Consider the following 14,483-nt stretch of genomic DNA (forward strand, 5'->3'; position numbering starts at 1 on the left):
CGTTAATCATCTTTGCGTGGTTATACTTGTAAACTAATTTTTTTGAATTTGGTTTACAAGTAATTTATGACGCCTGCTGACCTCGCTTTTGATCGTGACCATATCTGGCACCCTTACACCTCCATGAGCCAACCGTTGCCGGTCTATCCGGTGGTCGCCGCGCAGGAGACGTCCCTGAAACTGGCCGACGGTCGTAAGCTGGTTGATGGCATGTCTTCATGGTGGGCAGCGATCCATGGCTACAACCATCCACGCCTGAACCGGGCGATGACCGCGCAAATTGAACAGATGTCACACGTGATGTTTGGCGGCATCACCCACCCTTCCGCCGTTGCGCTGTGCCGCAAGCTGGTTGAGATGACGCCGCAAGGGCTGGAGTGCGTGTTCCTGGCCGATTCGGGATCGGTGGCGGTTGAAGTGTCGATGAAGATGGCGCTGCAATACTGGCAGGCCCGTGGCGAGCGCCGTCAGCGCTTCCTGACGCTGCGAAACGGCTACCACGGCGATACCTTCGCCGCGATGTCGGTGTGCGATCCGCAGAATTCAATGCACAGCCTGTATCAGGGCTATCTGCCTTCGCACCTGTTTGCTGCCGCACCCGCCTGTGGCTTTGACGATGAATGGCAGGCGCTTGATGTTGACGACTTCGAGCGACTGATCCGCCTGCATGCCGGTGAGCTGGCGGCAGTGATCCTTGAGCCGATTGTTCAGGGCGCGGGCGGCATGCGCTTCTATCATCCGCGTTATCTGGAAAAGGTCCGCGAGCTGTGCGATCGCCATAACGTTCTGCTGATCGCCGATGAGATTGCCACCGGATTTGGCCGCACCGGCAAGCTGTTCGCCTGCGAACATGCCGGGATTTCCCCGGACATACTGTGCGTTGGCAAAGCGCTGACCGGCGGCACCATGACCCTGTCCGCTACCCTGACCACCCGCGAGGTTGCCAACACCATCAGCAACGGTGAGGCCGGCTGCTTTATGCACGGCCCGACCTTTATGGGTAATCCGCTGGCCTGCGCGGTCGCCACTGAAAGCCTGGCGATGTTGCAGGAAGGTCACTGGCAACAGCAGGTCGCGACCATCGAAGCGCAGCTGAAAGCCGCCCTGCTGCCGCTGCAGGAAATGCCTGAAGTGGCCCACGCCCGCGTGCTGGGGACCATTGGGGTGATCGAAACCCACCGGCCGGTGAATATGGCCGCGTTGCAGGCGTTCTTTGTTGAGCGCGGCGTATGGATCCGGCCGTTTGGCAAACTGATTTACCTGATGCCGCCGTACATTATTCAAGCCGACGCCTTAGCCCAGCTCACCGGGGCAATTGCCGCCGCGCTGGTGCGTCCCGAGCTGTTTCTCAGCGCCTGACGCTGACTTATGCGCGTCACAGCAAAGCAGCGAGGCCGCTGATGCACTACGCTTTTACGGGGCAACATCCCGTAAAGGAGCAAATTTATGCCACAAGATAAACAGACTAACCGCCGTATCGTGCTGGCTTCCCGCCCGCACGGTGCGCCAACGGAAGCCAATTTCCGTCTTGAATCGCAGCACGTTCCTACCCCAGGCCAGGGAGAAGTGTTACTTCGTACCGTCTGGCTGTCGTTAGATCCCTATATGCGTGGCCGGATGAGCGACGCGCCTTCCTACGTTCCGCCGATTGGCATCAATGAAGTGATGGGCGCCGGCACCGTCGCCATCGTCGAACAGTCCAATAATGAAAATTATGCCCCGGGCGACTGGGTGGTCAGCCAGAGCGGCTGGCAGGATTTCGCCGTCTCGAACGGTAAGGATCTGTTCAAGCTTTCCGGTCCGGTCCTGAAGCACCCTTCCTGGGCGTTAGGCCTGCTGGGGATGACCGGCTTCACCGCCTATATGGGCTTGCTGGATATCGGTAACCCGCAGCCTGGCGAAACCGTGGTGGTCGCAGCCGCGACCGGTGCGGTGGGCTCGATGGTCGGTCAGATTGCCAAGCTGAAAGGCTGCTACGTGGTCGGCATTGCCGGCGGCGAAGAGAAATGCCGTTACGCCGAAGAGGTTCTGGGCTTTGACCGCTGCCTCGATCACCGCGCAGCCGATCTGGCGGAAGCGCTGAAACGCTACTGCCGCGACGGTATTGACGTCTATTTCGAAAGCGTGGGCGGCAAGGTCTTTAACGCGGTTCTGCCGCTGATGAATACCAAAGGTCGCATTCCCGTCTGTGGTCTGATTGCCGACTACAACAGTACCGAAGCCGCCAAAGGCCCGGATCTTCTGCCGCAGTTCCAGAGCGCGATCCTGCGTAAACGTCTGCGGGTCGAAGGCTTTATCATCACCCAGGATTATGGTCACCGCTTCGGTGAATTCTTCAGCCAGATGAGCCAGTGGGTGGAGCAGGAACGCTTCGTCTTCCGGGAAGACTGCGTCGACGGGCTGGATAACGCGCCAGAAACCTTTATCGGCATGCTTGAAGGTAACAACTTCGGCAAAGTGCTGATCCGGGTGGCGGGCGACAAACCTTCAGGAGCAGTGAAATGAAACTCTTAATGGTGCTTACCTCACACGATCGGCTGGGTGAAACGGGGAAGAAAACCGGTTTCTGGCTCGAAGAGTTTGCCGCACCTTATTACGTGTTCCGCGATGCCGGGGTAAACGTGGTGCTGGCTTCACCGGCCGGCGGGCAACCTCCGCTGGATCCGGTCAGCGATGAACCCGATGCGCAGACCACCGACACCGACCGCTTCCGTGGCGATCTCCCGGCCCAGCAGGCGCTGGCGCATACGCAGAAACTGGAAACCATCGACAGCACCCAGTTTGATGCGGTGTTTTATCCCGGCGGTCACGGTCCGCTGTGGGACCTGGCCGAAGATCGGGTCAGCATCGATCTGATCGAAAACTTCTTTGCCAACGGCAAGCCGGTCGGTGCGGTCTGCCACGCGCCTGGCGTACTGCGCCATGTGAAAAAACCGGACGGCACGCCGCTGGTTGCCGGTAAGCGGGTCACCGGTTTCAGCAACACGGAAGAGGAAGCCGTGGGGCTGACAGATGTGGTACCTTTCCTGGTTGAGGATGTGCTTAAGTCATTGGGCGCAGAGTATGAAAAAACCGATAACTGGGGTGTTTATACACTGACCGATGGCCATCTGGTCACCGGGCAGAACCCGGCATCCTCCGCAGCAGCAGCCGAAGAGCTGCTTAAATTACTTCATCGTTAACCGCAGGAGAGGGAATGAAACTGATTAGCCAGGATTTTAACGACGGCGATAAGCTGCCTGAGCGCCAGGTCTTTAACGGCATGGGGTATGAAGGGGACAATTTGTCACCGCACCTCGCCTGGGATGACGTGCCGGCGGGCACCAAAAGCTTTGTCGTCACCTGCTACGATCCTGATGCGCCGACCGGATCAGGCTGGTGGCACTGGGGCGTGGCCAATCTGCCGGCCGACACCCGTTCTCTGCCACAGGGTGCAGGTTCCGGCGCGGCCGAACTGCCTTCTGGATCAGTTCAGACACGCACCGACTTTGGTAAAAGCGGCTACGGCGGCGCGGCACCGCCGAAGGGCGAAAGCCACCGCTACATCTTCACCGTTTACGCCATTGATGTAGAAAAACTGGAGGTCGATGAGCAGGCCAGCGGCGCTTATCTGGGCTTCAACGTCCATTTCCATCAGCTGGGCAGCGCGTCAATTACCGCGATGTACAGCTAACGCGAAAGAGCGGCTTTTCAGCGCATAAAAAAAGGGGGCGAGAAATCGCCCCCTTTTGCTGTCTGAACCAGCCTTACAGCGCGGCGATCGCCACCCACATTGGGCCCTGACCGACCGCGTAGCGCGCCAGCGGTTGCAGTAACCCCTGCTCGCCAGCAATTTTATACACTTCGATATGGTGCGATTTCTGCCCCGCCGCCACCAGATACTGTCCGGTGTTATCGATATTGAAGCCGCGTGGCTGCGTTTCGGTAGGCTGATGCCCTTCAACGGTCAGCACCGCGCCATCTTCGCTGACGCTAAAGATGGTCAGCAGGCTGGCGGTACGATCGCAGCTATACAGATGGCGGCCATCTGACGTCAGGTGAATATCGGCTGCCCAGCGGGTTTCGCTGAAGCCAGCTGGCATGGTATCCAGGCTCTGCACCCGCTCAACCACACCCTGCGCATTGTTCAATTTCCAGACGTCAACCGTGCTGTCCAGCTCGTTGATGCAGTAGGCGTACTGCTGGTTCGGATGGAACACCATATGACGCGGGCCCGCACCTTCAACGGTGGTCACCTGCGGCTGCTTATGCGGCTGCAACTGGCCGTTTTCCTGCAAATCAAACAGGCAGATACGATCCTGTTTTAATGCCGGCACAAACAGGGTTTTGTTATCAAGCGTGATATTGGCGGAGTGACAGCCGTCCATACCGTCGATTACCTGCACCGGCTCGCCCGGCAGGCCATCGGCGCCAATCGGCGTCACGCTGACGCAGGCATCGTTATACGAGCCGACGAAGACAAAGCGGCCCTGACGATCGGTAGAAATATGGGTTGGGCTGCCTGGCAATGACGCGTGCCCGGCTTCCTTCAGTTTGCCTTCCGCATCAATCTGATAGGCGACGACACGGAAATCAGGGCGCACGCCCACATAGAGAAAACGTTTGTCGGGGCTGACGACCATCGGCTGAACCTGGCCTGGCGCATCAATCACCTGCAGCAGGGTTAGCGCGCCATCATCGGCTAACTGCCAGGCATGGATCTGCTGGCTCTCCGGGCTGGCGGTATATACGACTTGTTTCATGAATTCTCCTTTTTCTGAGTAAGCTGACCTGTGGCAAAGCGTAGCGTGTTTTTCCTTCCCGCGTGGGGGGATTTGTGGCGTGTCATTTTGTTAACCCCGTCACAAGGTGTACACTCTCTGGCTCTTGTTTAGCCACTTCCGGAACTGTTTATGAGTTATCGCATCATTGCTTTGGACCTGGACGGCACCCTGTTAACGCCGCGCAAAACCATCCTTCCCGAATCGCTGGAAGCCCTGAAAAAAGCACAACAGGCTGGGGTAAAGGTGGCCATCGTCACCGGTCGTCATCATGTCGCTATCCATCCTTTTTATCAGGCACTGGCATTAGATACACCTGCAATCTGCTGTAACGGCACCTATTTGTATGATTATCATGCAAAAAAGGTCCTGCAAGCCGATCCGCTGCCAAAAGAGCAGGCGTTGCGGGTGATTGAGATGCTCGACGAAGCCGGGATCCACGGTCTGCTGTACGTCGACGATGCCATGCTCTATCAGACTGAAACTGGCCACGTGACGCGCACCATCGACTGGGGGTTATCCCTGCCAGAACATCAGCGTCCGGTGTTCAACAAGGTCGACAGCCTGGCGCAGGCAGCCAAAGACGCGGGCTCAATCTGGAAGTTCGCCCTTTCCCATCCTGACACCGTCGCATTACAGCACTTCGCCGAACGGGTCGAAAAAGAGATGGGGCTGGCCTGCGAGTGGTCATGGCACGATCAGGTGGACATCGCCAAAGCCGGCAACAGCAAAGGCAAGCGCCTGGCACAGTGGGTGGAATCCGAGGGTTATCAGATGAGTGACGTGCTGGCCTTTGGCGATAACTACAATGACCTGAGCATGCTGGAAACGGTGGGGCTGGGTGTGGCGATGGGCAATGCCGACGAGGCGATTAAAGCCCGTGCCGGCCGGGTAATCGGCACCAACCTTGAGCCAGGTATTGCGGAAACCATCTACCGCGAAGTGCTGTGAGTTGGCGCGATAATCGACACGCTTTTAATCTGGGCATATAACCACATGCCCGGTTTGATCATCAGTTCATCGCGAGCCCAGGGCGTGATGCGCGCCCACAGCTCGCTTTGTCCCACCATCAGCTTCACTTCAATCTGATCGTCAATCTCCAGCAACTCCGCCACATGGGCCGGGATCACGTTGCGAATGCTGCTGTTGACCGGCGGCTGCAGGCTTAATGACACGTCGGCGGACTGAATACGCAAACGCAGCGGCGTCTTTGCCGGGGCATCGACACGGCTGACCCAGATATGCTGATCGCCCAGCGACAACGCGGTCATCGCATAGTGCGGATGCTGCTCCAGCACCTGCACCCGCAGCACGCTACTCAGTTCGGATCGCGGTAACCACGGCCGCATCGCGCTGCTGGCCCAGACTTTTTCCACGCTGCCCATCGCCTTAACCTGGCCGTTATCCAGCACCAGCACGTTATCGGCCAGCTGCAGGATTTCATCCAGGCTGTGGCTGACATACAGGATCGGGATATCCACCGTTTTCGCCAGCTTGTGCAGGTAAGGCAGCAATTCACGCTTACGCGGCAAATCCAGCGAGGCCAGCGGTTCGTCCATCAACAGAATTTCGGGCGCGGTCAGCAATGCCCGGCCGATGGCGACACGCTGCTTTTCACCGCCCGACAGCGACGCCGGAAAGCGCGTCAGCAGATCTTCAATACCCAGCAGCCTGACCAGCTGATCGAACTCCGGCCGCAGGCTTTTGGCCATGCCGTACTCGAGGTTGCCCCGCACGCGATAGTGCGGGAACAGCCGGGCATCTTGAAACACGTAGCCAATCCGCCGTTTTTCTGGCGGCAGATGAAGTTTGCTCCCGGCGTCGCTTAACACCCGGCCATTCAGCACGATGCGGCCCTGCTGTGGCGTGGTCAGGCCACCGATAGCATTGATCAGGGAGGTTTTCCCGGCACCCGATACGCCGAAAATCGCGGTGATGCCCCTGGCGGGCAGCTGTGTATCGAGGGTCAGGGTATGATCGCCCAAGCGCTGAGTGAAATTGAGTTCCAGCATTACAATCCCAACCTTTTGCGGCCCCAGCGTGCCAGCCATTCAGAAATCAGCAGTGAAGCCAGCGCCAGTAAAATCGCAATGACGCAGAGCCGCGCGGCGGCATTTTCAGCACCGGGTGTTTCAATCAGCGTGTACATCGCAGAGGGAAGCGTGCGGGTTTCCCCCGGAATATTTGAGACGAAGGTAATGGTGGCACCAAACTCGCCCAGCGAGCGGGCAAAGGCCAGCACGGTGCCGGCAATAATGCCCGGCAGGGTCAGCGGTAAGGTGATGGTGAAAAAGACGCGCCAGCGCCCGGCACCCAGCGTGCGGGCGGCCAGCTCCAGCTTGCTGTCGACGCCTTCCAGCGCCAGGCGGATGGCCCTGACCATCAGCGGGAAAGCAATCACCGCCGAGGCCAGCGCTGCGCCGCGCCAGCTGAAGGCGAAGATGAAGCCAAACCAGTCATACAGGTATTCGCCGATAAATCCGCGACGGCCAAAACCGATCAGCAGTAAATAGCCCACCACCACCGGCGGCAGCACCAACGGCAGATGAACCAGACTGTCTAACAGGGTTTTGCCGGGGAAACGGCAGCGGACGAGGACCCACGCCATCAGGATCCCGAAGGGCAGGCTAAAAATTACCGCCACTGAAGCAACTTTCAGGCTCAGGGCAACGGCCTGCCATTCGGGCTCACTCAGGATCATTTTTCAGGCGTAAATCCGTAACGTTTGAACACGGCCGCAGCGTCAGGCCCTTTCAAATAATTGTAGAAAGCGGTTACGGCGGCAGAGTTATGATCTTTCACCATAGCCATCGGGTATTCGACCGGTTTGTGGCTGTCTTCCGGGAAGATGCCAACCACCTTCACTTTTTTACTGGCAACCGCATCAGAGCCATAGACGATGCCGTAAGGCGCTTCGTTGCGCTCAACCAGTGCCAGCGCGACGCGTACGCTGTTGCCCGGCGCCAGTTGGCCTGACAGGGTTTCCCACGCACCTAAATTCTGCAACGCTTCTTTGGCATAAATACCGGCCGGGACATGATCGGGATCGCCCACTGACAAACGCTGTCCTTTTAACAGGCTTTTCCAGTTGGTATTTTTGGAAATCGTCACTTGCTCAGGGTGAGTCTCGGCGGGCGCCACCAGCACCAGCTCGTTACCCAGCAGCGTAAAACGGCTGGCGTCATCGATGGTTTTCTTCTGCACCGCGTAGTCCATCCACTGCTGATCGGCTGAGATAAACAGATCCGCAGGCGCGCCCTGCTCAATCTGCCGCGCCAGCGTGGACGACGAGGCGAAGGAAGAAACCACCTGCACGTTTTTGCCTTTCTGATAGCTGTCGCCAATTTCCTGCAGTGAATTGGTCAACGAGGCCGCGGCAAACACGGTGATCTTATCGGCGGCAACCGCGTGGCCGGCAAAGCTGGCGCTGAGCACGGCACCAACGAAGAAATGGCGTAATTTTACAGGCATGGTGATCTCCAGAGGGTTCGTTATGTAGTTCGTAATATAACGATTTTATCTACCCTGTCATGGAGTTTATCGGTTGGAAGGGGGAAAAGCTTAAGGGGGATCAACAAAAAACGAACGCCCGGCAGGTGCCGGGCGTTTCAGGAAAGCTTAATGACGGGATTGTTCCGTCTGGTCCTTTTTATGACCGATTGTTGAGATAACGTTAAATACTTCACCCAGTCCCCAAATCAGACCGAGGATAATCGCCATCACAACAGGCACCATCAGGATTGCTTCGCCAAGACCTATCAGTAATTCAAGCATGGTCGCCTCCATTGCAGCGTAAAAAAGCCATTGTATCTACAGCCAAAAAAAGTGCACTGCCCTTTTGTGCCTTTTACCTGTTTTTACGCCCGGCCAGCCAAAGGTGTACACTGCACCCCACCCTTATTTTATCCCGAAGCGAGAGCCATTATGCAGGCAGAACTTTCCCTGATCCTGAAACTACAGCAGCGGCTGTTTGCCGACCCACGGCGTATTGAGTTGCTGAAGCAGGTTCAACAAACGGGCTCGATCAGCCAGGGCGCGAAACTCGCTGGCATCAGCTACAAAAGCGCCTGGGATGCCATTAATGAAATGAATACCCTCGCCGACCGCACGCTGGTGGACCGCGCCACCGGCGGCAAAGGCGGTGGCGGCGCCAAAGTCACCCCTTACGGCGAGCGGCTGATCCAGCTGTTTGCGCTGATGGAACAGATCCAGCAGAAGGCATTTGATGTGCTGCAGGACGATGTGCCGTTAGGCAGCCTGCTGGGCGCCATCGCCCGCTTCTCGCTGCAAACCAGCGCGCGTAACCAGCTGTTTGGCACGATTACCGACCGCGACGATCGGGCAGTGGTGCAGCATGTTGAAGTGCTGCTGGCCGATGGCAGTACAAAAATCTCGGTGGCGTTAACCGAGCAGAGCGCCAACCGGCTGGCGTTGACCAGCGGCAAAGAGGTGCTGGTGTTAATTAAAGCGCCGTGGATTGACGTGACCACCGGCGCGTCAGACGCGGATAATCAGCTGAGTGGCACCATCAGCAAGATTGAACAGGGAGAAAGTCAGAGTGAGGTGTTAATCGCCTTACCGGGCGGTGAAACGCTGTGCGCGACCCTTGCCAACGAACGCGTGGCAGAGCAAAACCTGCAACAGGATCTGCCGGTCACAGCACATTTTAATGCCGACAAGGTGATCATCGCCACACTGCTCTGAAACCGGGCAGGAGATTTGACAGCAAGGGCATTGCGGATCCATAGTTTGCTTACAATGCATAAAATGGAATGAACAATGTCGACGTTGCAAATTTTGCAAGGCACGTTTCACCTTAGTGAGACTAAAAACCTGACCCTGGATGCGCTGACCCTGCAGGCCGGTGAAAGTTGGGCCTTTGTTGGCGCCAACGGCAGCGGTAAATCTTCGCTGGCTCGCGTGCTGGCAGGTGAACTGAATGCGGCTAAAGGCCAGCTGACCAACAGCTTTGTCCGCCCCGTCCGCCTCTCCCTGGAGCAGTTGCAGAAACTGGTGGCGGAAGAGTGGGAGCGAAATAACACCGATTTGCTCAGTCCCGGTGAAGACGATACCGGCCGCACCACCGCAGAAATCATCCAGGAAAATACCAAAGATCCGCAACGCTGCCAGCAGCTGGCCGCGTTATTTGGCATCACGCGGCTGTTGGATCGCCGCTTCAAATACCTGTCCACCGGCGAAACGCGTAAAACCCTGCTGTGCCAGACGTTGATGTCGCAACCGGACCTGCTGGTGCTGGATGAGCCGTTTGACGGTCTGGACGTTGATTCTCGCGCCAATCTGGCACAGGTGCTGGCCGGGCTGCATCAACAAAACTGCACGCTGGTGCTGGTGCTGAACCGCTTTGATGATATCCCTGATTTCATCGATAACGTGGGCGTGCTGGCTGAATGCACGCTGACCCACGTGGGTCCCCGCCGTGAAATCCTCGCCGAAGCCTTAGTCGCCCAGCTCGCTCACAGCGAACAGCTGGCGGGGATGGCCCTGCCCGAAGCCGATGACGCCGGAAGTAAGCCTGCGCTTGTCGCCGGCGATCCGCTGATTGTGCTGCGCGATGGCGTCGTCTCCTATAACGATAAGCCGATCCTCAATCATCTCAGCTGGGAAGTGAAACCCGGCGAACACTGGCAGATCGTCGGGCCGAACGGCGCAGGAAAATCCACGCTGCTGAGCCTGGTGACCGGCGATCATCCGCAGGGCTACAGCAACGATCTGACGCTGTTTGGCCGCCGCCGCGGCAGTGGTGAAACCATCTGGGATATCAAGCAGCATATTGGTTACGTCAGCAGCAGCCTGCACCTGGATTACCGGGTCAGCAGCAGCGTGCGCAACGTGATCCTCTCCGGCTATTTTGACTCCATTGGCATTTATCAGGCGGTGTCCGATCGCCAGCAATCGCTGGCTAAGCAGTGGCTGCATTTGCTGGGGATGGAAAAGCTCGGCGATGCGCCGTTCCACGGCCTGTCCTGGGGACAGCAGCGGCTGGTCCTGATCGCCCGCGCGTTGGTGAAACATCCGGCGCTGCTGATCCTTGATGAGCCGTTGCAGGGTCTGGATCCGATCAACCGTCAGCTGGTTCGCCGTTTCGTCGATGTGCTGATTGGCGAAGGCGAAACGCAGCTGCTGTTCGTCTCCCACCATGCTGAAGATGCGCCGCACTGTATTACCGATCGCCTGACCTTTGTCGCCGAAGGCGAGCACTATCGCTATCAGCGGGATAAAATCATGTAACCGCTACCACTAATTATTGCTTACCACCATCGACGCATGGATTATTTTGCCGTTTTTACTGACAGTTCGGATTATTCAACTTGTGTAAACGATTCCATTTATACAGACTTGATCACGCTTTATTCCTCCGCGCTGTGCTATTTTTCTTTAAGGCTATCGACGCATAAAGAAGGTTATCAGGACTCAACATGCAAAAATTTAATCCGGTCGATCATCCGCATCGCCGTTATAACCCACTGTCAGATCAGTGGATTTTGGTTTCTCCTCACCGCGCCAAACGCCCATGGCAAGGCGCGCAGGAAACCGCTTCCCAGGAAAAACTGCCTGCCCACGATCCGGACTGCTTCCTGTGTCCTGGAAACACCCGTGTAACAGGCGATAAAAACCCCGATTACAGCAGCACCTATGTCTTCACCAACGATTTTGCGGCGCTGATGACCGACACGCCAGACGCGCCGGAAAGCGAAGACATGCTGATGCGTTGCGAGAGCGCGCGCGGCACCAGCCGGGTGATCTGCTTCTCGCCGGATCACAGCAAAACCCTGCCTGAACTGACCGTTGCCGGTATCGAGCAGGTGGTCAGAACCTGGCAGGAACAGACCGCCGATCTGGGCCAACACTATCCATGGGTGCAGGTTTTTGAGAACAAAGGTGCGGCCATGGGCTGCTCTAACCCGCATCCGCACGGCCAGGTGTGGGCCAACAGCTTCCTGCCAAATGAAGTGAAACGCGAAGATGATTTGCAACGTGCTTACTTCGAGCAGCACGGGTCACCAATGCTGGTCGATTACAGTGCGCGCGAGCTGAAAGACGGCAGCCGCACGGTGGTTGAAACCGAACACTGGCTGGCAGTGGTGCCCTGGTGGGCTGCATGGCCGTTCGAAACCCTGCTGTTGCCTAAAGCCCATATCAAACGCCTGGTCGATCTGACCGATGCACAGCGTACCGATCTGGCGTTGGCGCTGAAAAAACTGACCAGCCGCTATGACAACCTGTTCCAGTGCTCCTTCCCATATTCGATGGGCTGGCACGCCGCGCCTTTCAACGGCGAAGCCAACGATCACTGGCAGTTACACGCCCACTTCTACCCGCCGCTGCTGCGTTCCGCTACGGTACGTAAATTTATGGTTGGCTATGAAATGCTGGCCGAAACACAACGTGATTTAACAGCGGAACAGGCAGCAGAACGTCTGCGTTCCGTCAGTGATATTCATTTCCGCGAGACGGGAGCATAACCATGACCTTACAGACCTCTACCCACAACATTTTCCAGGAAAAGTTTGGTTACGCCGCTGACCATACTATCCAGGCGCCAGGCCGCGTGAATCTGATTGGCGAACATACCGATTACAACGACGGCTTCGTGCTGCCGTGCGCCATCGACTATCAGACGGTGATTGCCTGCGCGAAACGCGACGATCGTCAGGTGCGCGTCATTGCGGCGGATTACGACAACGAGCAGGATATCTTCTCGCTGGATGAGCCGATCGCGCCGCTCAACGACAAAATGTGGGCGAACTATGTCCGTGGCGTGGTGAAGCATCTGCAGAAGCGCAACAGCGATTTTTCTGGCGTGGATATGGTGATTGCCGGTGATGTGCCTCAGGGTGCAGGTCTGAGCTCTTCTGCCTCGCTGGAAGTGGCGGTCGGCACCGTGTTCCAGCAGCTGTACGATCTGCCTTTAGACGGTGCGGAGATTGCGGTGAACGGCCAGGAAGCAGAGAACCAGTTTGTTGGCTGTAACTGCGGCATCATGGACCAGCTGATTTCGGCGCTGGGTAAAAAAGATCACGCCATGCTGCTCGATTGCCGCACGCTGGGTACGCGCCCGGTGCCTATGCCGGAAGACATTGCGGTGGTGATTATCAACACCAACTTCCGTCGTAGCCTGGTCGGCAGCGAATATAACGTGCGTCGTGAACAGTGTGAGGCGGGTGCGGCGTTCTTTGGTCAGACCTCACTGCGTGACGTCGAACTGGAGCAGTTTAGAGCGGCGGAAGACAAACTCGACCCGGTCGTCGCGAAGCGCGTGCGTCATGTGCTGACCGAAAATGCCCGTACGCTGGAAGCCGCTGACGTGCTGGCACGCGGCGATTTGGCGCGTCTGGCGGTGCTGATGGCCGAATCTCATGCCTCAATGCGTGATGACTTTGAAATCACCGTGCCACCGGTCGATATGCTGGTTGAGATCGTTAAGGCCTCGCTGGGCGATCGTGGCGGCGTGCGCATGACCGGCGGCGGTTTCGGCGGCTGCGTTGTCGCGCTGATGCCGCTGGAGATGGTGGAGTCGGTGAAAGCTGCCGTGGAGCAGCAATACGAAGCCAAATCGGGCATCAAAGAAACCTTCTACGTCTGCAAAGCCTCTGAAGGAGCGGGTCAATGCTAACCGAACCCACTTCCCGTGCGCCGGATGGTCAGCCATGGCATATCACCACGCTGCGCAATGCGGGCGGCATGGTTGCCACCTTTATGAGCTGGGGCGCCACCTGGCTCTCCGCCCGTGTGCCCATGAAAGATGGCACCGTGCGTGAAGCCCTGCTCGGCTGCGCCACACCGGCGGATTATCTGCATCAGACGGCTTACCTTGGTGCCACCGTCGGTCGCTATGCCAACCGTATTGCCCATTCCACGTTCAGCGGTGAAGGCAAAACCTGGCAGGTTGCGGCCAATCAGGGACCTCATCAGCTCCACGGCGGCCCGGAAGGGTTCAGCAGCCGTCGCTGGCAGATCGTCCGCCAGGCAGAGCATGAAGTGGAATATCAGCTGGATTCGCCCGATGGCGATCAGGGCTATCCAGGCAATCTGCTGGTGACCCTGCTGTACCGTCTGGAAGATGACAACACGCTGACCATCCAGTATCACGCCACCACGGATAAAGCCTGCCCGGTGAACCTGACCAACCATGCCTACTTCAATCTGGATGCCCGGCATGGCGATGCCCGCGATCATAAGTTGCAGCTGAATGCTGAACGGTATCTGCCGGTTGACAGTGAAGGCATCCCGAATGCCGATCTGAAAGCCGTTGCCGGCACCAGTTTTGACTTCCGCCAGCCAAAAACGGTCGCCGCCGAGTTCCTGCAGGATGACGATCAGCGCGCGGTGAAAGGTTACGACCACGCCTTCCTGCTGAACACCGAGGATGAAAGCCAGCCCGCGGCCGAACTCTGGTCGGCAGATGGTCAGCTGCAGCTGAGCGTATTTACCTCGGCCCCGGCGCTGCAATTTTACTCAGGCAATTATCTGCAAGGCACCCCTGCTCGTGAGCAGGGCGTCTATAATGCCTTTCAGGGTATCGCACTGGAGAGCGAGTTTTTACCCGACTCGCCGAATCATCCCGAGTGGCCGCAGCCTGACTGCTGGCTTAAACCGGGTGAATCGTATCAGTCGATTACGCGCTACCGCCTGACAGCGGTTTGATTCAGCGCATGAAAAACGCGCATCGGAGAGGCGACAGGCTTACGCGGTGCGCAGATT

15 protein-coding genes are annotated in these 14,483 nt (G+C 57.6%); 10 read left to right on the forward strand and 5 right to left on the reverse strand.

The genetic code is table 11. From position 1 onward, the window contains the following. The first annotated feature begins 66 nt into the window (after positions 1–66). The 4 genes from bioA to AC0IXH_RS10415 all read left to right on the forward strand — a co-directional run bounded on the left by bioA (position 67) and on the right by AC0IXH_RS10415 (position 3,673). Positions 67–1,359: an adenosylmethionine--8-amino-7-oxononanoate transaminase gene (bioA, locus tag AC0IXH_RS10400; RefSeq protein WP_471720403.1), complete on the forward strand. Its 1,293-nt coding sequence runs from the start codon at positions 67–69 to the stop codon at positions 1,357–1,359. An 87-nt stretch (positions 1,360–1,446) separates the two neighbouring features. After that, a complete protein-coding gene (locus tag AC0IXH_RS10405; protein ID WP_013201361.1) occupies positions 1,447–2,505 on the forward strand; it encodes an NADP-dependent oxidoreductase in 1,059 nt (352 codons plus the stop codon). Next, on the forward strand, positions 2,502–3,182 hold the full coding sequence (locus tag AC0IXH_RS10410; RefSeq protein ID WP_206402589.1) for a type 1 glutamine amidotransferase domain-containing protein: 681 nt from the start codon (positions 2,502–2,504) through the stop codon (positions 3,180–3,182). The genes AC0IXH_RS10405 and AC0IXH_RS10410 overlap by 4 nt, the downstream gene beginning before the upstream one ends. Positions 3,183–3,196: 14 nt before the next feature. Then, positions 3,197–3,673 (forward strand): kinase inhibitor, encoded by a 477-nt coding sequence (locus AC0IXH_RS10415; protein WP_013201359.1) that lies wholly within the window; start codon positions 3,197–3,199, stop codon positions 3,671–3,673. Between the two features lie 73 nt (positions 3,674–3,746). Here AC0IXH_RS10415 and pgl read toward each other — a convergent pair whose 3' ends face one another. Continuing rightward, on the reverse strand, positions 3,747–4,742 hold the full coding sequence (pgl, locus tag AC0IXH_RS10420; RefSeq protein ID WP_471720404.1) for a 6-phosphogluconolactonase: 996 nt from the start codon (positions 4,740–4,742) through the stop codon (positions 3,747–3,749). Between the two features lie 150 nt (positions 4,743–4,892). Between pgl and AC0IXH_RS10425 the strand changes: the two genes are divergently transcribed. After that, complete coding sequence (locus tag AC0IXH_RS10425) at positions 4,893–5,711, forward strand: pyridoxal phosphatase (RefSeq protein ID WP_013201357.1); 819 nt, start codon at positions 4,893–4,895, stop codon at positions 5,709–5,711. Here AC0IXH_RS10425 and modC read toward each other — a convergent pair. The 4 genes from modC to AC0IXH_RS10445 all read right to left on the reverse strand — a co-directional run bounded on the left by modC (position 5,693) and on the right by AC0IXH_RS10445 (position 8,534). Then, on the reverse strand, positions 5,693–6,772 hold the full coding sequence (gene modC, locus AC0IXH_RS10430) for a molybdenum ABC transporter ATP-binding protein ModC (RefSeq protein WP_053146034.1): 1,080 nt from the start codon (positions 6,770–6,772) through the stop codon (positions 5,693–5,695). The genes AC0IXH_RS10425 and modC overlap by 19 nt on opposite strands. Continuing rightward, complete coding sequence (gene modB, locus AC0IXH_RS10435) at positions 6,772–7,461, reverse strand: molybdate ABC transporter permease subunit (protein WP_471720405.1); 690 nt, start codon at positions 7,459–7,461, stop codon at positions 6,772–6,774. Before modB ends, modC begins: the two co-directional genes overlap by 1 nt. Next, complete coding sequence (modA, locus tag AC0IXH_RS10440; protein WP_471720406.1) at positions 7,458–8,231, reverse strand: molybdate ABC transporter substrate-binding protein; 774 nt, start codon at positions 8,229–8,231, stop codon at positions 7,458–7,460. Before modA ends, modB begins: the two co-directional genes overlap by 4 nt. Positions 8,232–8,378: 147 nt before the next feature. After that, positions 8,379–8,534 carry an AcrZ family multidrug efflux pump-associated protein gene (locus AC0IXH_RS10445; protein ID WP_013201353.1) on the reverse strand — a complete coding sequence of 52 codons (156 nt, stop codon included), beginning with the start codon at positions 8,532–8,534 and terminating at the stop codon, positions 8,379–8,381. Between the two features lie 150 nt (positions 8,535–8,684). Here AC0IXH_RS10445 and modE point away from each other — a divergent pair, with 150 nt between their 5' ends. From modE to galM, 5 genes are all read left to right on the forward strand, one after another. Continuing rightward, complete coding sequence (gene modE / locus AC0IXH_RS10450; protein ID WP_134823732.1) at positions 8,685–9,464, forward strand: molybdenum-dependent transcriptional regulator; 780 nt, start codon at positions 8,685–8,687, stop codon at positions 9,462–9,464. A gap of 75 nt (positions 9,465–9,539) precedes the next feature. Further along, positions 9,540–11,009: a molybdate ABC transporter ATP-binding protein ModF gene (gene modF / locus AC0IXH_RS10455; protein ID WP_471720407.1), complete on the forward strand. Its 1,470-nt coding sequence runs from the start codon at positions 9,540–9,542 to the stop codon at positions 11,007–11,009. 188 nt (positions 11,010–11,197) lie between these two features. Then, complete coding sequence (gene galT / locus AC0IXH_RS10460) at positions 11,198–12,244, forward strand: galactose-1-phosphate uridylyltransferase (RefSeq protein WP_013201350.1); 1,047 nt, start codon at positions 11,198–11,200, stop codon at positions 12,242–12,244. 2 nt (positions 12,245–12,246) lie between these two features. Continuing rightward, complete coding sequence (gene galK / locus AC0IXH_RS10465) at positions 12,247–13,395, forward strand: galactokinase (RefSeq protein WP_013201349.1); 1,149 nt, start codon at positions 12,247–12,249, stop codon at positions 13,393–13,395. Further along, complete coding sequence (galM, locus tag AC0IXH_RS10470; RefSeq protein WP_013201348.1) at positions 13,389–14,426, forward strand: galactose-1-epimerase; 1,038 nt, start codon at positions 13,389–13,391, stop codon at positions 14,424–14,426. Before galK ends, galM begins: the two co-directional genes overlap by 7 nt. Positions 14,427–14,483 lie beyond the last annotated feature (57 nt).

It is taken from the genome of Erwinia sp. AC075, from assembly GCF_979253995.1.